This is a genomic window from Glaciibacter superstes DSM 21135 (assembly GCF_000421145.1).
GTDB lineage: Bacteria > Actinomycetota > Actinomycetes > Actinomycetales > Microbacteriaceae > Cryobacterium > Cryobacterium superstes.
This window is the reverse complement of record NZ_ATWH01000012.1, coordinates 128,675-149,863: the sequence shown is the minus strand read 5'-3', so window position 1 is coordinate 149,863 and position 21,189 is coordinate 128,675. Positions and strand designations below refer to the sequence as shown.

Sequence of the window (21,189 nt, the reverse complement as noted above, 5' to 3'; positions counted from 1 at the left end):
CGGGGATTCTCGGCGACAAGGGCGATTCTCGGCGCCCGCGGTGGGCACGGAGGGAGTGAAATGTCGCGACTTCTGTGCGCTCACTCCGGGGGCAACGGGATGTCGATGTCCTGCGGGCCGAGGCAGCCGCCGGTCGCGGGTACGTATTCGACCGCGTTCGCGAGGTCGGTGAGCACCGTCGCTCCGCTCACCACGTCGGAATCGAGCACTACTTCAATGGCCGGCGTGCGACCGTAGGTCGTGTACCGGTATCGCGGAGCATCCGCGTCGTCCTCGATCCAGTCGATGCCGTTGACACTCTTGCACGGGAGGGTGGTGGGGCCAGGCACTTCCACGCCGCAGTGCAGCAGGATTGCGGCCGGTTCTCCCCAGGCTCCCGTTGCCTGCGCGTTGGTCTCACGCTCCGGCTGGTCGCCGACGCTCTCCGGCAGGTGCACGATCACGTCGGCGCAGGCGGGATCGGTCGCTTCTGCCGCGGGCTGCAGGGGCACCGCAGCAGCGCAACCGGCCAGGAACAGCGAGCTGCAGGCCAGCGCGATCAGCACGAAGGGGCGCGGGCGCCGGAATGGGGGAGTCATCCCTTTCAGGCTACCGTTTGATTCATGACGAATGCTGCGGACGCCATGGAGCCGACCAACAGCGTGCCAACCCTGGCCGAGCTCCGAGAGAGCGAAGTCCTGGCCCGCATTTTCCCGCGCCTCCCCGCGGCCTCTGCGCAGCAGCTCGGCCCAGGTGACGATGCCGCCGTCGTCACCGCAGCCGACGGGCGATTTGTGGTCACGACCGACATGATGATCCACGGCCCAGACTTCCGGCTGGCCTGGTCGACACCCCTCGACCTCGGCTGGAAGGCCGCCGCCACCAACCTGTCAGACGTCGCAGCAATGGGCGCGCGCCCCACCGCGCTCGTGGTGGCCATCGCCGCCCCGCCGTCGACCCCCGTTTCGGTGATCGAGGGTATCGCAGACGGCCTCAGGCAGTGCTGCGAAGCGCTGGCGCCCGGCTGCGGCGTCGTGGGCGGCGATCTCTCCGCTTCCGACACCCTCACCATCGCTGTGACCGCCTTCGGTGACCTCGAGGGCCGCGCTCCTGTTCTCCGCTCCGGCGCACGTGTCGGCGATATCGTCGCCATCGCAGGCAGTCTCGGAGCTGCAGGCCGGGGCCTGGCGTTACTGTTCGAGGGCGGTGTCGATGACAACGGCGAACCGGATGCCGCGCGCGCCGAAGCCCTCAGGCGTACGCATCCGGAACTGCTCGCTGCGCAACTGAGGCCGGATTCCCCCGTGGCGCTCGGAGCGGCAGCGGCCGTCGCCGGTGCATCCGCGATGCTCGACGTGTCAGACGGCCTGGCCATCGACGCCGGCCGGATCGCCAGGGCCAGCAACGTCGGCATCGACTTCGAATCTGCGGCACTCGGCGATTTCCCGGATGCCGCCCTGCACGGCGGAGAGGACCACGGCCTGCTCGCCACGTTTCCCGTCGGCACGCAGATTCCCGCCGGCTTCCGGAAACTGGGCGTGGTGACGGATGCCGCCGGCATCGTTCTGGTGGACGGCTCGCCCCACGACCAGGACGGCTGGGATCCCTACCGGGGTTGGGACGGCGCGGCAGGCTGAGAACTGCCGCGGCACGTGACCGGCCAGCGTCGGTGGCTTGATGAGGCTCGGTGGCTTGATGAGGCTCAGTGGCTCGATGAGTATGGCGGCAGTGCAGCGGCAGTCGCATACCAGACCGCGGTGTCGCCGTAGTCCTTGCGGCGTGTGAGTTGGAGCGCATCGCCCCAGGTCGGCTCCGGCGACCGGGAATCCCGTTCGACCACCACAGTGGCGTCTTCGGCAAGGATCGGGGCCAGAGCAGTCAGGTTGCGTGCGAGCTCGACCTCGCCGAGGTCGTACGGCGGATCGAGGAAGATGACGTCGAAGCGGGATGGAGACCCGGCGAGGAAGGCTTGCACCGGCTGACCGGTCACCCGAATCGACACCGATTTGCGGGTGGGTGCGGCACGCAGCACGGCCTCGGCGTTTTTGCGACAGAGCTGGGTCGCTCCATGGCTCTTCTCTACCAGGGTGACGGCCCGCGCACCCCGGCTTGCTGCCTCCAGCCCCAATGCGCCGGATCCGGCGTAGAGATCGAGAACCCGCGCATCGCGGAGGGCGTCCTGGGCATCGAGCGCCGAGAAGATCGCCTCGCGCACACGATCGCTGGTCGGCCGGGTACCGAATCGCGGTACCGCAAGGGTGAGGGAGCCGGCGAATCCGGCGATAATTCTCGTCATCGCGCATCGAGCCTATCGCCCAGGTCATCGAACCCCCCGTCGGGGTGACAGGATGGGGAGGTGACCGACACCATATCGATCAGCCAGGCCACCCTTGACTCCCTGTGGGACTTCAGCGATCCTGATGCATCAGCCGACCGTTTCCGTGACGCAGCGGAAGACTCTTCGTACAGCGACATCGACCGCGCCGTGCTCCAGACCCAGCTCGCGAGGGCGCTCGGGCTTGCCGGACAGGCAGATCAGGCCGAGGCGCTGCTTGAGCGAGGCCCTGGCCGGTCTCCAGACGAGTTGGTGCAGGCGAGGGTCGCGCTCGAACGCGGTCGGCTGCGGGTTGCCGGCGATCAGGACGGCGAGCGGGAAGACGCCGTCGGACTGTTCACGCTCGCAGCACGAAAGGCCGCGTCGACCGGTTCGCCGTTCCTCGCCCTCGACGCCCTGCACATGCTGGCGCTCACCGACACCGGGCATGAGGAGGAATGGGCAAACGAGGGGCTCGCCATGCTCGACGCCGTTTCCGCGTCGCGGGTCAGGCGCTGGGGTGTTGCGCTCAACATCAATCTCGCGTGGTATCTGCACGATTCAGGCAGGCCGGCGGATGCCCTCGTTCACTTCGAACGGGCGCTCGACACCGCGAACGCGGTCGGCACAGCAGAGCAGCAATTCATCGGCCAGTGGGCGCTCGGTCGCTGTCTTCGCAGCCTCGGACGAACCGCTGAGGCGCTCGTCATCCAGGAGCGACTGGCAGCCGTTCGCCCCGACGATGAGTTCGTGCAGGCAGAGCTCGCGGAATTGACGGTGGCAGACCGTACCATCGAGTAATGACCGACTCGCCAGCCGCCGACGCAGCGGTGGCCCTTGATTCCCCCCTCGCCGGCATTCTCGGCGCCGGAACCGTGAAGGCACTGGAAAAGGGCCTTGGCGTGGTGACGGTCGGTGATCTGCTCAGCCACTACCCGCGGCGTTATGTGCGCCACGGTGAACTGACCGCACTCTCGCATCTGCCCCGAGACGAGAACGTGACCATCGTTGCCGAAGTGCTCGAGGTGCGTGAGCGCACAATGAAGTCGAAGAAGGGGTCAATACTCGAGGCGAAGATCTCAGACGGCAAAGGCATCCTGACCCTGACGTTCTTCAACCAGTCATGGCGAACCAAAGACCTGAAGCCACACGTGCGGGGGCTGTTCGCCGGCAAGGTCACCGACTACCGAGGCCAACTGCAGCTGGCCCACCCTGACTACGAGATGTTCGATGCGGATGCCGCACCGGTCGGAAGTGCCGCCGCGCGGGAGTGGGCCCAGACGCCGATACCCGTTTACCCGGCGACCGGCAGCCTTCCGAGCTGGCAGATTCGCAAGGCGATTGAATTCGTTCTTGACGAGCTTGTCGTTTTGCCCGACCCTCTGCCGTTCGACCTGAAGAAGGAACGCAGGCTGCTCGATGCCGGCCGGGCGATCGAACTGGTGCACCGGCCGAAGACGGAGGGCGACTGGAAGTCGGCGCAAGACACCCTGCGGTTCACGGAGGCGTTCGTGCTGCAGGCGGCGCTGCTGCAGCAGCGCGCGGCGACGAAGGAACAGCGCGCGACGGCCAGGGTGCCGACGCCGGGGGGCTTCCTTGAACGGTTCGATGCTGCCCTCTCGTTCACGCTCACCGGCGACCAGAAGGCTGTCGGGGCAGAGGTGGCAGCCGACATCGCCAGATCACAGCCGATGAATCGGCTCGTGCAGGGCGAGGTGGGTTCTGGCAAGACCCTGGTGGCTCTACGTGCCATGCTCGCCGTCGCCGACAGCGGAGGTCAGGCAGCGCTGCTGGCGCCCACCGAGGTGCTCGCGGCGCAGCACCTGCGTTCGATCGTGAAAGTGCTCGGCCCAGACCTTGCCGCCGAGCTCATGCCGACACTCCTCACCGGCCAGCTTCCCGTTGCCGAGAGGCGAAAGGCGATGTTGCGGATCGTGTCTGGGCAGTCCCGGATCGTGATCGGAACACATGCACTGCTGACCGCCACCGTCGACTTCTTCGACCTCGGTCTGGTCGTTGTCGACGAACAGCATCGCTTCGGCGTCGAACAGCGCGAGACACTGCGACTGAAGGGAATCGTCCCGCCCCACGTGCTCGTGCTCACGGCGACGCCGATCCCACGCACCGTGGCGATGACCGTCTTCGGCGACCTGGATGTGAGTACCATCAGCGAGCTGCCGGCCGGCCGCGGGGGAATCGAGAGTTTTGTCGTTCCGCTGGCCGAGAAGCCGACCTGGTCGAGCAGGGTCTGGGCGCGCGTCACGGAAGAGCTCGAACGCGGGCACCAGGTGTTCGTCGTGTGTCCGGCAATTGCGCCGAAGCAGGTGGAGGAAGGCGAATCCCTCGAGGCGACGACCATGCCCCCGGTTGCCGTCGAGACCCTCCTCGCAGAACTGAAGGCGGCGCCGGCGCTGTCGTCGGCCCGGATTGAGGGGCTGCACGGCAAGATGCCGTCGGAGACGAAAGACACCATCATGCGGGCATTCGCTGCCGGTGAGATTGATGTTCTGGTCGCCACCACGGTCATCGAGGTCGGCATCGACGTTCCGAACGCCTCGGCGATGGTGGTCATGGACGCAGACCGTTTCGGGGTATCCCAGCTTCACCAGTTGCGCGGCCGCGTCGGTCGTGGCGGCGTCAAGGGTCTCTGTCTCCTGGTGACCCATGCCGAGGCCGATTCGCTCGCCAGGCAGCGGGTCGAGGCAGTCGCCGCAACCCTCGACGGTTTTGAGCTCGCCGAGATCGACCTGACCCTCCGGCAGGAAGGCGATGTGCTGGGCAGTAACCAGTCTGGCGGTCGCTCGTCGCTTCGGCTCCTGCGGGTGGCGACCGATGGCGACCTCATCGCGGACGCCAGGGATGCGGCCGCGAAGCTGATCGGGGGAGACCCTGGCCTTCGGAGCGTTCCAGCCCTGCGGGAGGCCGTGCGCCGCCGACTCGATGAGTCTGAGCGCACCTGGCTGACAAAGAACTGACAGCGCCGGCCTGCTGGGGCGTTAAGCTGAATCCTATGCAGAGGATCGCCGTCGTTCCTGGATCGTTCGACCCCGTCACATTGGGGCATCTCGACGTGATCGAAAGGGCGGCCGGACTTTTTGACGAGCTGCACGTTCTGGTGGTGCACAACCCCGACAAGTCGGCCCTTCTTCCGATAGCGAGCCGCGTTTCCCTGCTGGAGCGTGCCATCAGCGAGGGGGGACTGCCGGCGAATATCGTCGTCGCCTCCTGGAACGTCGGACTTCTGGTCGATTACTGCACGGATGTCGGTGCGAGCGTCCTGGTGAAGGGAATCCGGTCGCAGATCGATGTCGCCTATGAAACGCCGATGGCTATCGTGAACCGTGACCTCGCATCCGTAGAAACAATCTTCCTGCTGCCGAACCCGGCCCATGCCCACGTGTCGAGTTCGCTCGTGCGACAGGTCGCAGCGCTCGGCGGCAACGTCGCTCCGTACGTTCCCGACGCCGTTTCAGAGTTTCTGCAGGGAGAACGACGGTGACGATACCCTCCACCAGAACACCGTCGGCAGACCTGCCGTCTGGCCAGCAGCGCTCGCACCGTTCGGCGGTCGGATCGGCCGAGCCCCGCCCCGCCGAGTCCGGCGCTGTCGAAGCGATGAGCATCGAGCAGGTCAGGGAAGCGTCTGAGGCGATTGTGTACAACGTGGAGACGGTGATCGACGGCAAGCACGAAGCGGTCGAGACGGCGCTCACGGTGCTTTTGGCGGAGGGCCACCTGCTGATCGAAGATGTGCCGGGAGTCGGCAAGACGATGCTGGCCAAGGCGCTTGCGGCATCCGTCGACTGCAGCGTCGGCCGCATCCAGTTCACACCAGACCTGCTTCCCTCTGACGTGACTGGCGTCTCCGTGTTCAACCAGGCTGAGCGACGTTTCGAATTCAAGCCTGGTGCGGTGTTTGCGAACATCGTCATCGGCGACGAGATCAATCGCGCCAGCCCGAAGACTCAGTCCGCCCTGCTGGAGTGCATGGAGGAGGGCCAGGTGACCGTTGACGGGGCAACGTACCGGCTTGCGTCGCCGTTCACCGTCGTCGCCACACAGAATCCGATCGAGATGGAGGGCACATACGCCCTCCCAGAGGCACAACGTGACAGGTTCATGGCCCGGATCTCGATGGGCTACCCCGATACAGAGTCTGAACTGACGATGCTCGGTTCCCGCGACACCGTGAGCCCGCTCTCGCTGATTGAGCCGGTGGTCACCGTCGCCAGGCTGCGCGCGATGATGACCGCTGCACGGGGAGTGTTCGCGTCACCCGCAGTCAAGGAGTACACGGTCGCGCTGGTGCGGGCCACCCGTGAGGATCGTGACCTGCGGCTCGGGGCGAGCCCACGGGCGACACTCCAGCTGATTCGAGCGGCAAAGGCGCAGGCGGCACTGACCGGCAGGGAATATGTGCTTCCGGACGACATCGATTCCCTGGCTGTTCCCGTGCTCGGTCACCGGCTGATGCCTACCAGTCGTGCCCTCGGCCACCACCACCAGGACAGTGGACCGCTGATCGAAGAAGTGATCAGGCGGATCATTGCGGCGACGCCCGTACCCGTCGGTTCAGCAAGCAGACCCTGAGCTCATGTCCGCGACACGCCGCACCCGACCGGCCTGGTTTCCGCGGGTGACCTTGCGCGGCGGTGCGTTTCTCATTGTCGGCGGAGTGCTTCTGGCATATTCGCTGGTCGGCAACCGCCGAGACCTCGTCTTCATCGCCTGCCTGCTCATCGCGATCCCGCTGGTTGCCATGGTCTACGTCACGGTGCGGCCGGCACGACTCGGCGTTGAACGCATCTTCCGCCCTCCGATTGTGCCGGCAGGCGGCGACACCATCGTGTCGCTTCGCGTTCGCAACCTCTCCCTGCGCCCACTGTACGGCGCCCGGTGGCGGGATGGGGCCTCTGAGGGCATCACAGCAGTGGCGGGTGCCCAGCTCCCTAGTCTCGACAGCCACGAGGGCGGCCCGGCCGGGGGAGCGGATTCGGTCATCCTCGACTACACGCTCACACCCAGGGTGCGTGGGGTGTACGACGTCGGTCCCCTCGTCCTCGGCCGGCACGATCCGTTCGGACTGGCCTGGAGCGAGAGGGCGATCGGCACCGGGCATGACCTGACCGTAACACCGCGCATCACACCGCTGCCGGGGAACGGACTCTCCGACCTGAGTGGCGAGGGGACGATCCACGAGCTGCATCGGCAGATCAATCCCAATTCAGACGAACTCATTGCCCGCGAATACCGACCAGGAGACTCGATGCGCCGGGTGAACTGGCCGGCAACGGCCAGGCACGGTGAAATTATGGTGCGCCAGGAAGAGCAGCGCAGCAATCCGGATGCCAGAATCATCCTCGACACCACTCTCAGCGGAGACCCTCTGTACTCGGCTGAGCACGGCGGGGAACGGGCCGGCCGTCTCGACCAGGCTTTCGAACTCGCAATCGAACTGACGGCATCCGTTGGCGTACACCTGCTTGATTCGGGGTTCCGGCTTGAGGTGGTCGAGCTCGGACGGAGCCAGTTCGCGCCGGACGCGCACCGGGAGCGCGGTGGCCTGCACGGCGACAGCCCGAGCGCATTCCTGTCGCTCGGTGGGGACCGCATGCTGCTGGAGGGCCTTGCCAACGTTGTGCCCGTCGATCGCCCGGATGTCGATGATGCAACCATGCAGCGACCCAGGACCGCGACGCATTCGATCAACGAGACCATGCCGACTTTTGCGGTACTCGTCGACATCGATGAGCAGGATGCCGTGGAGATCGCCGAGTACCGGCCGCAGTGCCAGCCTGCCGTCGCGTTTGTTCTCGACACCATGTCGCGCGCTGCCGTGACCCGGTTGCAGGACGCGGGATGGCGCTGTATCGGGTTGCGCAGCCCCAAGGACATCCCGGCAGCATGGGACGAAGTCCAACGAGAACGGGGTGGGGCGCATGACGCTCTCTGATACCCGCTCAGACCGGGCACAGGCCCGACCGGGACCTGCACCTTCGATGCCGGGCCCCGGCGCGGCGAGGCATCCTCGCCGTCGTGGTCGGGGTCGTTTGGGCCGGGGAGTCGCCCAGTGGCCGTTGACCCTGGCGGCTCTTCTGCTGCTGATGGTGTCTTCCACTGCACTCGGCCCGTTGCTGCGGGGCTCCGGGTGGTGGTGGGCGATGGCGTTGGTGGCCGGTGCGGTGCTGGTCGCGTGCGCCGGGGCGCGCGCTCTCGCCGTGCCGCGGTCGGTGGTCCCCATCGTCGGTCTCGGCGTGCTCCTGGTCACCCTGACGCTTCTGTTCGGAGCCGGAACGGGACTGGCTTGGCTGCTCCCGACACCGGAGACGTTCGGGGTCTTCGGGTCGCTCATCGATGCCGGGGGCATCTCGATCCAGCAGCAGAGCACACCGGCGGAGGCCCAGCCTGGAATCGTCTTCCTCCTCGCCATGGGCGCCGGGCTCCTTGCGGTGCTGATGGACATGCTCGCGATCACACTGCGCTGGCCGGCGCTCGCCGGAGTCCCGGCGCTGGTGCCGCTTTCCGTGCCAGGCGTGATCGTCGAGGGCGGGGCGGACGTGACTGCGCTGGTGCAGAGTGCGATCGCCTTCCTGGTGCTGCTTCGTGTCGATGTGCGCACCAGGCGCCGCGCAGAGGCGTTGAATCCAGACGTGGGCCGTGATGCTCCGCGCATACTGGCACCGGTTCGGCGTCGGGGCCCTGGTCCGCTCTGGGGCTCGATTGTGGTGGGCAGCATCGCAATCGTCGGCGCGCTGGTTCTCAGCACAATCGCGCCGTCGCTCTCCCAGGTCACTCCGGGCGGTTCGCGTGTCGGGGCCTCCCTGTTCGGCGCCGGCGTCAGCCCGATGATCGACCTCGGGCAGGATCTTCGACGTCCGGAGGCCGGACCGGCGCTGCATTATTTGAGCACGGCACCCGAGCCGCCGTATTTCACCCTGCTGACGCTTGACCAGTTCACCGACGGCAATTGGACCGTGCGTCTCGGAGAACCGGACCCGGCAAATTCCGTGGAAGATATTGCCCTGCCCGCTGGTCTGACGGGAGCCGTTCCGACGACGGAAAGCGAGACCTCTGTCGTGATCGACGGGGTCGATACCGGCTGGCTGCCCGTACCGTCGCCGGCGATGGAGGTAGACGGCCTCAGCGGCAACTGGTATTGGGATCAGCGCACAGGGGCGATCGTCGGCAGCAATGCCACGACACGCGATCAGGAGTACAAGGTCACCACCCTGGAGATCCAACCCACCGCTGAACAGTTGCGCGCATCTGGGACCACTTACCCGGCTGACATACAGGAGCAACTCGCCCTGCCGGAGGCGATTCCGGCTCTCATCGCGCAAACGGCCAGAGACCTGACGGCGACGTCGCCATCCGCCTATGACTCGGCCGTGGCCATCCAGGACTACTTGCGCAGCAGTGCGTTCACCTATGACACGGAAGCTCCGGTCGAAGACGGATACGACGGTGGCGGAACCGAGGTCGTTGCGACGTTCCTCGAGGTGAAGCGGGGCTATTGCGTGCATTTCGCCTCGGCCATGGCGATCATGGCACGGTCCATCGGCATCCCTGCCCGGGTTGCTCTTGGCTACCTTCCCGGCACCAGGTCGTCGAACATCGCGGAGGGTCTCGGCCGGTACAACGTTGACTCGCACGACCTGCATTCGTGGCCGGAACTCTACTTCTCCGGTGTGGGATGGGTGTCGTTCGAGCCGACCCCGGGTCGCGGAAGTGTTCCAGATTTCACCGACCCGGCTGGTGCGGCACCGGACGCCGCCGTACCAGAACAGAGCGCGCCGTCGACAGCGCCGCGTGCCAACGAAGACGATCCCACCCAGGATGCCGGCGCATCAGGGCAGGCCGAGTCGACTTCCGGCCCGCTCCAGACACTCCTGGTCGCCGGGCTGGTCGCGCTCCTGGTCGCCTGCCTGCTCCTGGTTCCCGTGGTGACCCGAAGGGTGCGGCGCAGCATGCGGTTCGCCAGGATCCACTCTGGCGCAACAACCGATGGAAAGACAGGGTCGGGAAAGACAGGGTCGGGAAAGACAGGGAAGGGAAGGACAGCGACGGGAAGGACAGCGGCGGGAAGGACAGCGGCGGGAAGGATCACGGATGCGTGGGCCGAGCTGTCAGATACGGCCGCCGACTTCGGTGTGCCGGTGCGTGAGACGCAGACACCTCGTGAACTTGCTGCGGCGGTAGCCGCGCGCATCGGCGGCACCGTCCAGGCGCAGGCCGCGCTCCACCGGCTCCTGAACATATGCGAACAGGACACCTTCGGCCGCCCTGGAACGGGACAGGGCATCCCGTCTCCAGCGCTGCACGACGACCTGAAGAGTGTCATCCGTAGCCTTCGGCAGGCCTCGTCGCGGAAGCAGCGGATCGTGGCGGCGCTGGCCCCGGTCTCTCTCTGGCCATGGGTTCAGGGCTGGAAGGGTGAACGCACAGGCAGGAACGCGTAGAATCGCATGTTGTGACTTTTGTGAAGAAAACACCGTACATGGTGGACGTGCGCGACCTCGTCAATCGACCAGGAACCATGCGCGAGCAGCAGTTGAGCGTGCAGGTTCCCGAAGACCTCGGCGAGAGCCTGGTGGCAGTGAAGGCGGGCTCCAGCCTCGACATCGACCTGCGATTTGAGTCGATGCACGAGGGAATTCTGGCCTCAGCGGAGGTCTCCGCAACAGCAGATGGTGTGTGCGGCCGGTGCCTCACAGACATCCGTCTGCCCGTTCGAGTCGAGTTTCAGGAACTTTTCGCGTATTCTCTAGACGAAGCTTACGAGAGTGAAGTTCAAGACGACCACGTGGATCTTGAACCTCTGATCAGGGATGCGGTGGTGTTGTCACTGCCGTTCCAGCCGGTTTGCCGGCCGGATTGCCCGGGTCTCGACCCCGAGACCGGACAGCGGCTTGCCGATGCCCGTGACCGGGAACCAGTACATGAGCGCGATCCCCGATGGGCCGCGCTTGCCCGATTCCAAGCTTCCGAAGACAGCGGCACGGCGGAACAACGCCCTGCTGACACGGAGAGAGAAGAGAAATAATCATGGCAGTTCCGAAGCGGAAGCAGTCACGATCGAACACCCACTCGCGTCGTTCGCAGTGGAAGGCCGAGGTTCCCACCCTGGTCAAGACCGTCGAGAACGGCAAGGTCACCTACAGCCTCCCGCACCGCGCGAAGGTGGTCGAGGACTCGGCCGGAACCGCGCTGTTCCTGGAATACAAGGGCCGCAAGGTCGCAGACGTCTAATCGACGGCGTTTAGTCACATGGATAGCCTGACCGGCTGTGCAGCCTGACATGCCTGGCACCATGAATGCGGCCGATGACAGTGCTGAACTCCAGGAGATCCTCGCAATCCAGGTGAATCCGGAACTCCTCGAGCTTGCGCTGACCCACCGGTCGTTCGCCTACGAAAACGGCGGAATCCCGACCAACGAGCGGCTCGAGTTCCTTGGCGACTCCATTCTCGGGCAGGCCGTGACGGTCATGCTCTACCGGGAACATCCGAATCTTGATGAGGGCGACCTCGCCAAGCGGAGGGCAAGCCTGGTGTCGAGCGTTGCGCTGGCAGATGTGGCCAGGGGAATCGGCCTCGGGAAGTACATTCGTCTGGGCCGTGGTGAGACGCTGACCGGTGGCCGGGAGAAGGCATCCATTCTGGCCGATACCGTTGAGGCACTCATCGGCGCGGTCTACCTCGACCTCGGCGGTGATGCCGCGACGGCGTTTGTGCTGCGTTTGGTCGATCCACTACTGGCCGACCCCGATCGTTTCGGTGCCGCCATGGACCCGAAGACCAGCCTGCAGGAGCTCGCAGCCCGGCGTGGCGCGGGCGTTCCTGTGTACACGGTGACGGAGAGCGGGCCCGACCACGCGAAGGTGTTCGTCGCCACGGTCACCGTCGGAACCCTGGTCAGTGCGCACGGCGAGGGTACGAGCAAGAAGCACGCCGAGATGGCTGCGGCCCTCGAAGCGTGGACCCTGCTCAGTGTTGGCCGATGACCAGTGTTGGCCGATGATCAGTGCCGGCCGATGATCACAGCCGGCCGATAGTCAACGCGAGCCCCTCACATGCCTGAACTTCCAGAAGTCGAAGTCGTACGGGCCGGCCTCGAACCGGCAGTGGCCGGCGCGGTCATCGACGGCGTCGAAGTCTTCGACGAGCGTTCCCTTCGTCGGCACGATCGACGCAGCGGCGATTTCGCCGCCCTGCTCGATGGTCAACGCACCCTCGCGGCCGTTCGTAGGGGAAAGTTTCTCTGGATCCCGCTCCACAGCAGACGTGCCCTCGTCATTCACCTCGGAATGAGCGGTCAGGTTCTCCTGCGCTCACCCGGTACGGAAACCGGGCTTGGGTCGCTGGACCGGTTGCTGCGCATCCGGCTGCACCTCGAGCATCCGGAGCACGGTGAACTCTGGGTCAACTTCGTCGACCAGCGAATTTTCGGCGGCATGGCCGTCGACCGGATGCTGCCGGTCGAGGGCGCGGCGCCCGCCGGCTTCGCCGGGTCGGCGGCGGGCGACTGGGAGCTGAGCGTTCCATCGCAGGTCGCGCACATCGCGCGAGACCCGATCGATCCTGCGTTCTCCGACCGGTTGTTCTTCGCCGCGCTCCGGAAGCGAAAGAGCGGGATCAAGCGCGCGCTTCTCGACCAGAGATTGGTCAGCGGCATCGGAAACATCTACGCGGATGAGGCGCTCTTTGCGGCCAGGATCCACTACGACCAGCCGGCCGCCTCGCTCTCGTCGGCGAAAGCGAAACACCTTCTCGCGGCGGTGCGCGAGATACTCTACCGGGCGCTGGCTGAGGGTGGCACCAGTTTTGATGCGCTGTACGTCAACGTGAACGGGGAGTCAGGCTACTTCTCACACAGTCTCACGGCCTACGGCCAGCAGGGGAAGCCGTGCATCAGGTGCGGAACGATCATGGTGCGCGAGCGGTTCATGAATCGCGGTTCGCACTTCTGCCCGCGCTGCCAGCGGCTGCGCGTATCCGCGTCATCATGACCCGCTGATCGTCCGTTTCCAGCCTCCTTCGTAGCCGATCGGCGTGAATCCGATCGCCTCATTCACATCGAGCATGTGTCGGTTTTCTTCGGCGTTGAACGTAATGACAGACGGATGCCCGGGCCGCTGCTGTGCGAGATGACGCAGATTCGCGGCCTTCAGGAGCATGCCAAGGCGGTGCCCTCGATGCTCTTTCAGCACCAGCGTGTCTTCCTGGCCGACGTGACGTTCGGTCTCGGCGGGCACGGAGAGCTCCGTGAAGCCACAAAGGATGCCGGTGGGGCGGTGCTCCACTGCGGCGGTGAGCATCGTGCGGGGGCTCTGCGCTTCCGATTCCTCGTAGTCCAGCACTCGTTGCACATCCCAGACGTCTTCCGGTTCGTCAAGGCCGGCGGTCGGGGCATCCGTCGACATGCGGGTGTTCAGCACCGCTACGTCTTCTCGCCAACGCGACGGCACCCGATCGATCCAGTAGTGCAGCGCGTAGTCCTTGCCAGCCCGCGCCGAGGCCATCTTCATGTGGCCGTCGACGATTCTGGGGTCGACCGGCAGCGCGAGGCGGCTGCCGCGACTGATCTGCTCGAGCCGGTAGCCCCGACTGAGCAGGAACCGGACTTCCGGATTTCCGCGCGGCACAGAACCGTAACCGGTCGGGGCTGCCAGCCGTTCTCCTAGGGCGTCGGGCGATACGGCATACACGAGCAATGACGTGCGGCCATCCGCTTGTGCCAGGCCTTCGACCTGGTCGGCCAGTGCGCGGCCGATGCCGTGGCCACGCCAGTCGGGGAGTACTTCGACGCTGAGCCAGGCAGCATCTGTTCCCTCGTCTGCAAGGGTTTCGATCAACGCCCGTGCCACGATTCGGGTGCCGACCCTGGCCGCGAAAAGGCGTCGTGGTTTGTGCTCCTGGCGTTGCCAGCCCGGCAACAGTTCGCGAGCCGTGACGTTCATCTCTGTCGTGCCGTAACCGACGCTCTCGACCTGATTGCGAACGTCGACGGTCGCGGTGAAGTCGTCCCACCCCTCAGCCCTGGCGTCACGCGGAATGACAAGTTCTTCGATGGTGAAGTCGGCCATGACCGCCAGCGTATGCGTCGGGCGTGGCATCAGACAACCGCCCCTGAGGCGCTCTGCATACCATTCGACGGACATTTTGCCGTGAAACCGCTTTCCGAACCCGAAAACCGGGTATTGAGCGAAAATCTCCGTCGAATGGACTTGGGGAGTCGAATGGACTGGGGGAAGGGTGGTTCGGGCGAAGCGCCAGCGGGCTGGGGGGCAGGTGCCGCGGTGTCCGGTACCGTAGTCCCAGCAGTGGAGGCCGTGATGAGAACCGGTGTACCAGGAAGGGCGGCGCGTTGTACCTGAAGAGCCTGACCCTCAAGGGGTTCAAATCGTTTGCCCAGCCGACGACATTCGCCTTCGAAACCGGGGTGACCTGTGTTGTCGGACCGAATGGCTCCGGCAAGTCCAATGTTGTCGACGCGCTGGCCTGGGTCATGGGGGAGCAGGGCGTAAAAAACCTTCGCGGCGGGAAGATGGAAGACGTCATCTTCGCCGGCACCTCGACCAGGGGTCCCCTCGGTCGCGCCGAAGTCACCCTGACCATCGACAATGCTGACGGCGCTCTCCCGATCGCTTATTCGGAGGTGACGATTTCACGCACCCTGTTCCGCAACGGGGCGAGCGAGTACGCGATCAACGGCCAGACCTGCCGCCTCCTCGATGTGCAGGAGTTGCTCAGCGACTCCGGACTCGGTCGCGAGATGCATGTGATCGTCGGACAGGGCCAGCTGGATGCCGTACTGCACGCCAGCCCGGATGACCGCCGTGGCTTCATTGAAGAGGCCGCAGGCATCCTCAAGCACCGGCGTCGCAAAGAGAAGACCTTGCGGAAGCTCGATGCGATGCACACCAACCTCACCAGGCTGAGCGACCTGGCCGGTGAGATCAGACGCCAGTTGAAACCCCTCGGTCACCAGGCAGAAATCGCGCGTGAGGCGCAGACGATTGCTGCCGTTGTGCGCGATGCGCGGGCTCGGCTGCTCGCGGACGAGGTCGTGACCCTGCGCACGGCCCTTGACGGCCACGGGCGCACCGAGAGCGAGCGGCACTCGGAGCGGATTGTGCTTCAGGAGCAGCTCGAGCAAAAGCAACTGCGCGTTCAGCGTCTCGAGCAGGCCCAGATCGGCGACGCCGTCGACCTGGCAAGACGTACCAGTTTTGGCCTCGAGTCCGTGCAGGAGCGCCTCCGGGGTCTCTACACCCTCGCCAACCAGCGCCTCGCCCTTCTTGGCTCCGAAGGGGAGAACATCAACCAAGGGTCCAGCGTGACGCCGCAGATGCTCACGGATGCCGCGGCCGAGGTCGAACGGCTGAAAGCCGGCATCCAGACAGCTGAGCAGGGCTGGAAGGACGCGCAGGTTGCGACCACTCTGGCCCGCAGCCAGCTTGACTCCGTCGATGAGGAGATCGCGGCGCAAGCCGCGCTGGTCTCCCGCCACGACCTCGAGATCTCCAAGCTCAAGGGGCAGGCCGAGACGGCGGCGTCGCGGCTCGCCGCCGTGCGTGGTGAAGTCCTGCGCCAGCAGAACGCACTTGACGCTGCCCAGGAACGCCGCGAGAGCGCGCAGGCGCAGTTCACCATCCTGGAAACGGATGCCGCGGCGGCCGACGCCGGGGAGACCAATCTTGACGAGACCTATGAACTCGCACAGGCATCCGTTTTCGAGGCTGAGTCAGAGATAGAACAGCTTCGGGAGGAACTTCACGGCCACGAGCGCGAACGCGATGCGCTTGCCGCCCGCACCGGCGCGTTGTCGCTTGCCCTCGACCAGAAGGACGGTTCATCTGCGCTGGTTGCAGCCAGGCTGAATGGGATCCGCGGACTGGTCGCAGAGCATGTGAAGGTGCACCCCGGCTACGAAACCGCCATCGCCGCTGCGCTCGGGTCACTGGCTGACGCCGTGCTCGCCGAAAACCGCGACGCCGCTTTCGAGGCCGTGGCCCACGCCAGGCACGATGATCTCGGGCGGGTGGAGCTCATCGTTGCGGACGCGCGTGCTGTGTCCGCCGACCTTCCCACGTGCCAGGGAGTTGTGCCGGCGACATCCGTCGTCGAGGCGCCTGATGGAGTGCTCGGTGTCCTCGCGTACACCGTCATCGCAGAAGATGTGTATGCTGCGAGGCAAGCGCGGCCGGTTCTCGCTGAACACGCTGCCGCCGTGCCGGTAACGATCATCACCAGGGACGGCGACGTGCTCACCGACTACGTGCTGCGCGGCGGGTCGGGAGCGAAGCAGAGCAAGCTTGAACTGGTTGCGGAACGCGACACGGCACAGGAGAAGCTCGGCGAGGTGACGTCGAAGATCGAACGGGCGCGATTTGCGCTGGCTGAGCAGCGAGGCCTTCTGCAGGTGTACAAGGAGCAGTCAGCCAATGCCCTGGCCGCGCTGCGCGAGTTCGATTCGAGACTTGCCGCGCAGACCGAGAGGCTCAATCGTGCGCGAGTACAGGTCGAGGCCGCCGTAGCGGAGTTCGACCGTCTTGAATCGGCGCTCGCCCTTGCCAGCGTCTCCATCGGTGATGCTGAAGCCGCTGCAGCCCAGAGTACGGCCGAACTGGAAAGGGCGCAGTCCCGGCCACGGCCGATCCTCGACGTCAGCTCGCGCGATGCCCTGTATGCCGAGTTGGAAGCGGCACGCGAACGCGAGGTTGAGGCTCGCCTGCAGGTGGAGACCGCGCGAGAGCGGGTTCGCGCGGAGGAAGCCAGGGGGCAGGAACTCGCCAGGCAGCTCGAGGCCGATCGGGCCGCTGCAGAGGTAGCGGCCAGGCGTGCCGTTATCCGTCGTCGTCAGGTGGATGCCGCCACCGGCGTCGTGCAGGCGCTACCTGCGGTGCTCGCCTCCGTCGATACTTCCGTGAGTGAAGCGCGGCTCCGACTGCGAACCGCCGAGACCGAGCGGGCCAGCCAGAACGAGGAGCTTTCCACCCTGCGCAGGGAGGAGAGCGCCCTGCGAGAGCGGCTACAGGCGATCACCGAGAACGTGCACGGCCTCGAGCTGCAGATCTACGAGAAGAAGCTGCACCTGTCTAGCCTGCTTGAGCGCGCAGGGAGTGAGCTCGGACTCGTCGAAGACGTGCTGGTGGCGGAATACGGGCCAGAGGAATTGATTCCGGCAGACGGACCAGAAGTGGATCCGGATGAGGAAGGTGTACCGTTCGATCGGGAGCAGCAGCGGCGACGCCTGGCCGCAGCTGAGCGAAAGCTCGGCCAGCTCGGACGGGTCAACCCGTTGGCGCTCGAGGAGTTTGCGGCGCTGGAGCAGCGCCACAAGTTCCTGACCGAGCAGCTGACCGACCTGACAGACACGCGCAAGGACCTGCTGACGATCATCGAGGAGATCGACGGGAAGATGGAGACCATCTTCGCCAGCGCCTTCGACGACACGAAGGCGGCATTCGCTGAGGTGTTCCCCGTGCTGTTCCCCGGCGGGAGCGGAAGCATTCAGCTGACCGACCCAGACAATATGCTCACCACGGGCATCGAGGTCTCTGTGCGGCCGGCAGGAAAGAAGATCGAGCGATTGTCACTGTTGTCGGGTGGCGAACGCTCTTTGGCGGCCGTTGCGCTGCTGATTGCGATCTTCAAGGCGCGGCCGAGCCCGTTCTACATCATGGACGAGGTCGAGGCGGCGCTCGACGACGCCAACCTCGGACGCCTGCTCACTATTTTCGAAGACCTGCGAGAAACCAGCCAGCTCATCGTGATCACACACCAGAAGCGCACCATGGAGATCGCCGATGCCCTCTACGGGGTCTCCATGCGGCAAGACGGTGTCTCCGCCGTCGTCGGCCAGCGCATCGTGCGTGACGAGCAGCAGGCCTCCTGACCCGCAGTGAGAGCCACCATGGCAGGAAGTCGGGTCAGGGGAGTGGGCGGTTGCTGCGGATGACGTTGCCGGGGTCGACCATCGCCTTGACAGCGGCCAGTCGCCGCAGCGTCTCTGCGGGGTACGCGTAGGCGAGCGTCTGGCCGCTGGTGAGAAGCGAGACGACAGAGCGAGGCACCGTGCGCCCTTCGAGTGCCGACTCCAGCGGGGAAAACAGCGATCGGTCCCTCGGTAACGGGCCCATCAGGATCGCGGCAGCAAACAGCAGGTAAGCCGAATCCAGGTTCCCGACCACCGCGGAATCGCCTGCCGCGGTGTCGCTGACCGCGCCACCCAGCCTGCGTAGCTGCATCATGGTGAGGCCATCCGGTGTGGCGGCACGGAAGGCCCCGACGAGCGCGGCGACCGCATCGCCCTGGAGATCGACGATCGAGGCGCCCAGGTCGAGCGCGGCGATGGGTTCCTCCGGTTCCGCCGCCACCTGGCCGAGCTCTGAAATTGTGAACGGCCTGGTTTGGTCGGCGATCACGGGAGCGGAGGCCAGCAACGGTGCGAGCAATGGCGCGGCCGACTCAGCCGTGCCGACAAAGACGACGTCGACGTTGGCGAAGGTCTGGCCTCGCATCGGCTCCGGTATGAACGGCGCGTCGGGGAAGTTGATCATTCCGAAGAAGATGCTGAGCTCGGCGGGCGCATCAGTCATGAGGTCGGTGACCTGCGCGAACACCGTCTCGGCAACCGCGTCGGGAAAGAGGATCTTGCCGCCGAACAGCGCCGGCGCCTCGAACAGCTCGATCTCCACTGCTGTGACGACGCCGAAGAGACCTCCGCCACCGCGAAGCGCCCAGAATAGCTCGGCATCGCTTTCTGCGGTGATTCGGCGCACGTCACCCTGCGCGTCGACGAGTTCCACGGCGCGAATCGAATGGGCAGCCAGGCCCTTCCATCGACTGAACCAGGAGTGACCACCGGAGAGCAGGTACCCGATCACGCTGACGTCTGGGCTGGTTCCGGCGAGCGGAATCAGTCCGGTGCCGTCCAGGTGGGGAAGAAACGTTCCCCAGAGCACTCCAGCTCCGATCCGCGCTGTACGTGCGTCGGTGTCGACACTGATCTCGTCGAAGGCGGACATGCGAACCAGGATGCAACCCGCGGCGTCACCGTTCGCTCCGTGTCCGCGAGGTTGCACGGTGACGCCGAGCCCGGCTTCCCTGGCCGCGACCAGGATCCGCTGGATGTCTCTAATATCGAGTGGAGTCGCAACAGCGGCAGGCTTTTGGTCGACGGAGATGTTCCACGGTGCACGGGCCGCGTCCCAGCCGGCGTCCGCCGGCAAAACCACGCGGCCGCCCAGATCGACGGCAAGCGCAGCGAGCACCGAGTCGGCGTTTTCAGCGGCGGATTCGGTGCTGTGTGCTTCGAGTGTCATGGTGAAACCCTTCGGGAGGTGACACCGGCGGGCAGACGACCACCGACTCTGCTGAGAGTAGCGAGCCCGGTGGCACCGCACCAGCCCTTCTGCCTGTGAATCGGCCTGCGCTCACGGAGGAGGTGGCCGGGAGAGACCGTAGGCTAGAGGCATGGCAGATCGCACCTCCTGGTCACTCTCCGGCGCCCTGCGCGGCATGTTCGCAAAGAAGACGATCGACGCGGAGACCTGGGACGATCTGGAAGATGCGCTGATCCAGGCCGATTTCGGCCCCGACATCACTGACGCGGTGATCACCGAACTGCGCGCAAAGGTCGACAGGTACAAGACAACAGACCCAGCAGACCTGCAACGGATGCTTCGCGAAGGCATCGAGGAACGGCTCGCAAAACTCGACCCGACCCTGAAGCTCAGCGAGCGACCTGCCGTCGTGCTCGTCGTGGGCGTGAACGGGGTGGGTAAGACGACGACCATCGGCAAGTTCGCCAAGTTCCTCCGCACCTACGACCGCAGCGTTGTGGTCGGTGCTGCCGACACCTTCCGCGCGGCAGCCGTTGAACAACTCGCCACCTGGGCGGAACGTGCCGGCGCGCAGATCGTGCGGCCGCAGGCGCACGGCCAGGATCCAGCATCCGTCGCCTTTCAGACCGTCGAGAAGGCGAAGTCAGAAGGCATCGAGATCGTGATCATCGACACCGCCGGCCGGCTTCAGACCAAAGGCGGCCTGATGGATGAGCTCACCAAGGTGCGCAGGGTCATCGAGAAGCAGGCTCCGATCTCCGAGGTGCTGCTGGTGCTTGATGCCACGACAGGGCAGAACGGACTCGCGCAGGCGGAGGCGTTCATCGAGCACGCCGGCGTGACCGGCCTCGTGCTCACCAAACTCGACGGGTCCGCCAAAGGTGGATTTGTGCTTGCCGTGCAGGAGAAGACCGGAATTCCGATCAAGCTGATCGGACAGGGCGAGGGGATCAACGATCTCACCGGCTTCACACCCCACGTTTTTGCGCAGAAGCTCGTCGGCTGAGAAGGGAAGGAGCCCACATGACCATCGAACACGACTTCTTCGGCATCCTCGGCAGCGAAGACGAGGGGGAGGTGTACTGGTCAGACACTGTCGAACTGGGGGACCAGAACGTCGGCGTCGACCTCAACTCGCCCGATGAGGCATCCGTTGCCTCGGAATCACTCGATATCGCGGCCGCGATGATCTCCTCGATTGAAGAACTCGACTCGCAGGCGCGGGAATCGCTCGTCGCCGAGCTGAGCTCGGAGGAGAGCGCGACACTGCGGTACATCAACGAACAACTTGAGGAGCTGGATGACGACGCGCTCGACGACGCCATCATCTGGGATTCCGGCGACCGGCAGATCGACTTCCTGCGCTCGTTGCGGCTCCAACGGATTGGCTTCCACCCACACCATGGCGGCAGCGACGAGCATTTTGCGTTGCTCGACTATTCGATCAGCCCAGATGACAGCGACTCGCTGCTGGTGGTGACGGTCGACGTGCACGGTGACACCGTCGCCGTGGCCGTCGAACGCTGACGACGGGCGTTAAACTAGA

The 21,189-nt window shown here is 65.4% G+C and carries 18 protein-coding genes; 14 read left to right on the top strand and 4 right to left on the bottom strand.

From position 1 onward, the window contains the following. Window positions 1-80: 80 nt before the first annotated feature. Window positions 81-578, bottom strand: a complete 498-nt coding sequence (locus K323_RS0117175) for a DUF3515 family protein (RefSeq protein ID WP_022886501.1) — start codon at window positions 576-578, stop codon at window positions 81-83. A 24-nt stretch (window positions 579-602) separates the two neighbouring features. Here K323_RS0117175 and thiL point away from each other — a divergent pair, with 24 nt between their 5' ends. After that, window positions 603-1,616 (top strand): thiamine-phosphate kinase, encoded by a 1,014-nt coding sequence (gene thiL / locus K323_RS0117170; protein WP_425402287.1) that lies wholly within the window; start codon window positions 603-605, stop codon window positions 1,614-1,616. Window positions 1,617-1,681: 65 nt separating this feature from the next. Here the strand turns inward: thiL and rsmD are convergent, their stop codons facing one another. Next, entirely contained in the window at window positions 1,682-2,275 is a 594-nt protein-coding gene (gene rsmD, locus K323_RS0117165; RefSeq protein WP_022886499.1) for a 16S rRNA (guanine(966)-N(2))-methyltransferase RsmD, read from the bottom strand. A 60-nt stretch (window positions 2,276-2,335) separates the two neighbouring features. Here rsmD and K323_RS26880 point away from each other — a divergent pair, with 60 nt between their 5' ends. From K323_RS26880 to mutM, 10 genes are all read left to right on the top strand, one after another. Next, complete coding sequence (locus tag K323_RS26880; protein WP_022886498.1) at window positions 2,336-3,094, top strand: tetratricopeptide repeat protein; 759 nt, start codon at window positions 2,336-2,338, stop codon at window positions 3,092-3,094. Then, window positions 3,094-5,268 (top strand): ATP-dependent DNA helicase RecG, encoded by a 2,175-nt coding sequence (locus tag K323_RS0117155; RefSeq protein ID WP_022886497.1) that lies wholly within the window; start codon window positions 3,094-3,096, stop codon window positions 5,266-5,268. Before K323_RS26880 ends, K323_RS0117155 begins: the two co-directional genes overlap by 1 nt. 35 nt (window positions 5,269-5,303) lie before the next feature. Continuing rightward, the gene (gene coaD, locus K323_RS0117150) at window positions 5,304-5,792 is read left to right on the top strand and encodes a pantetheine-phosphate adenylyltransferase (RefSeq protein WP_022886496.1); all 489 of its coding nucleotides are present in this window, start codon (window positions 5,304-5,306) and stop codon (window positions 5,790-5,792) included. Window positions 5,793-5,908: 116 nt separating this feature from the next. Then, window positions 5,909-6,883, top strand: coding sequence for an AAA family ATPase (locus K323_RS0117145; RefSeq protein WP_026851775.1), 975 nt, complete (start codon window positions 5,909-5,911; stop codon window positions 6,881-6,883). 4 nt (window positions 6,884-6,887) lie between these two features. Further along, the gene (locus K323_RS26875) at window positions 6,888-8,246 is read left to right on the top strand and encodes a DUF58 domain-containing protein (RefSeq protein WP_022886494.1); all 1,359 of its coding nucleotides are present in this window, start codon (window positions 6,888-6,890) and stop codon (window positions 8,244-8,246) included. 151 nt (window positions 8,247-8,397) lie between these two features. Continuing rightward, complete coding sequence (locus K323_RS26870) at window positions 8,398-10,752, top strand: transglutaminase TgpA family protein (protein WP_169515677.1); 2,355 nt, start codon at window positions 8,398-8,400, stop codon at window positions 10,750-10,752. Window positions 10,753-10,790: 38 nt separating this feature from the next. Beyond that, entirely contained in the window at window positions 10,791-11,336 is a 546-nt protein-coding gene (locus K323_RS26865; RefSeq protein WP_033373435.1) for a YceD family protein, read from the top strand. Window positions 11,337-11,338: 2 nt separating this feature from the next. Next, window positions 11,339-11,542 carry a 50S ribosomal protein L32 gene (gene rpmF, locus K323_RS0117125; protein ID WP_022886491.1) on the top strand — a complete coding sequence of 68 codons (204 nt, stop codon included), beginning with the start codon at window positions 11,339-11,341 and terminating at the stop codon, window positions 11,540-11,542. Window positions 11,543-11,603: 61 nt separating this feature from the next. After that, entirely contained in the window at window positions 11,604-12,296 is a 693-nt protein-coding gene (rnc, locus tag K323_RS0117120) for a ribonuclease III (protein WP_026851774.1), read from the top strand. A 69-nt stretch (window positions 12,297-12,365) separates the two neighbouring features. Next, window positions 12,366-13,301, top strand: a complete 936-nt coding sequence (gene mutM, locus K323_RS0117115) for a bifunctional DNA-formamidopyrimidine glycosylase/DNA-(apurinic or apyrimidinic site) lyase (RefSeq protein ID WP_022886489.1) — start codon at window positions 12,366-12,368, stop codon at window positions 13,299-13,301. Here mutM and K323_RS0117110 read toward each other — a convergent pair. Next, window positions 13,296-14,378 (bottom strand): GNAT family N-acetyltransferase, encoded by a 1,083-nt coding sequence (locus tag K323_RS0117110; protein WP_033373477.1) that lies wholly within the window; start codon window positions 14,376-14,378, stop codon window positions 13,296-13,298. The genes mutM and K323_RS0117110 overlap by 6 nt on opposite strands. 281 nt (window positions 14,379-14,659) lie before the next feature. Between K323_RS0117110 and smc the strand changes: the two genes are divergently transcribed. Further along, window positions 14,660-18,193 carry a chromosome segregation protein SMC gene (gene smc / locus K323_RS0117105; protein WP_022886487.1) on the top strand — a complete coding sequence of 1,178 codons (3,534 nt, stop codon included), beginning with the start codon at window positions 14,660-14,662 and terminating at the stop codon, window positions 18,191-18,193. Window positions 18,194-18,227: 34 nt separating this feature from the next. Here the strand turns inward: smc and K323_RS0117100 are convergent, their stop codons facing one another. Continuing rightward, entirely contained in the window at window positions 18,228-19,622 is a 1,395-nt protein-coding gene (locus K323_RS0117100; protein WP_022886486.1) for an FAD-binding oxidoreductase, read from the bottom strand. Window positions 19,623-19,773: 151 nt separating this feature from the next. Here K323_RS0117100 and ftsY point away from each other — a divergent pair, with 151 nt between their 5' ends. Then, the gene (gene ftsY, locus K323_RS0117095; protein ID WP_022886485.1) at window positions 19,774-20,649 is read left to right on the top strand and encodes a signal recognition particle-docking protein FtsY; all 876 of its coding nucleotides are present in this window, start codon (window positions 19,774-19,776) and stop codon (window positions 20,647-20,649) included. A gap of 17 nt (window positions 20,650-20,666) precedes the next feature. After that, complete coding sequence (locus K323_RS0117090; protein ID WP_022886484.1) at window positions 20,667-21,170, top strand: DUF2004 domain-containing protein; 504 nt, start codon at window positions 20,667-20,669, stop codon at window positions 21,168-21,170. Window positions 21,171-21,189 lie beyond the last annotated feature (19 nt).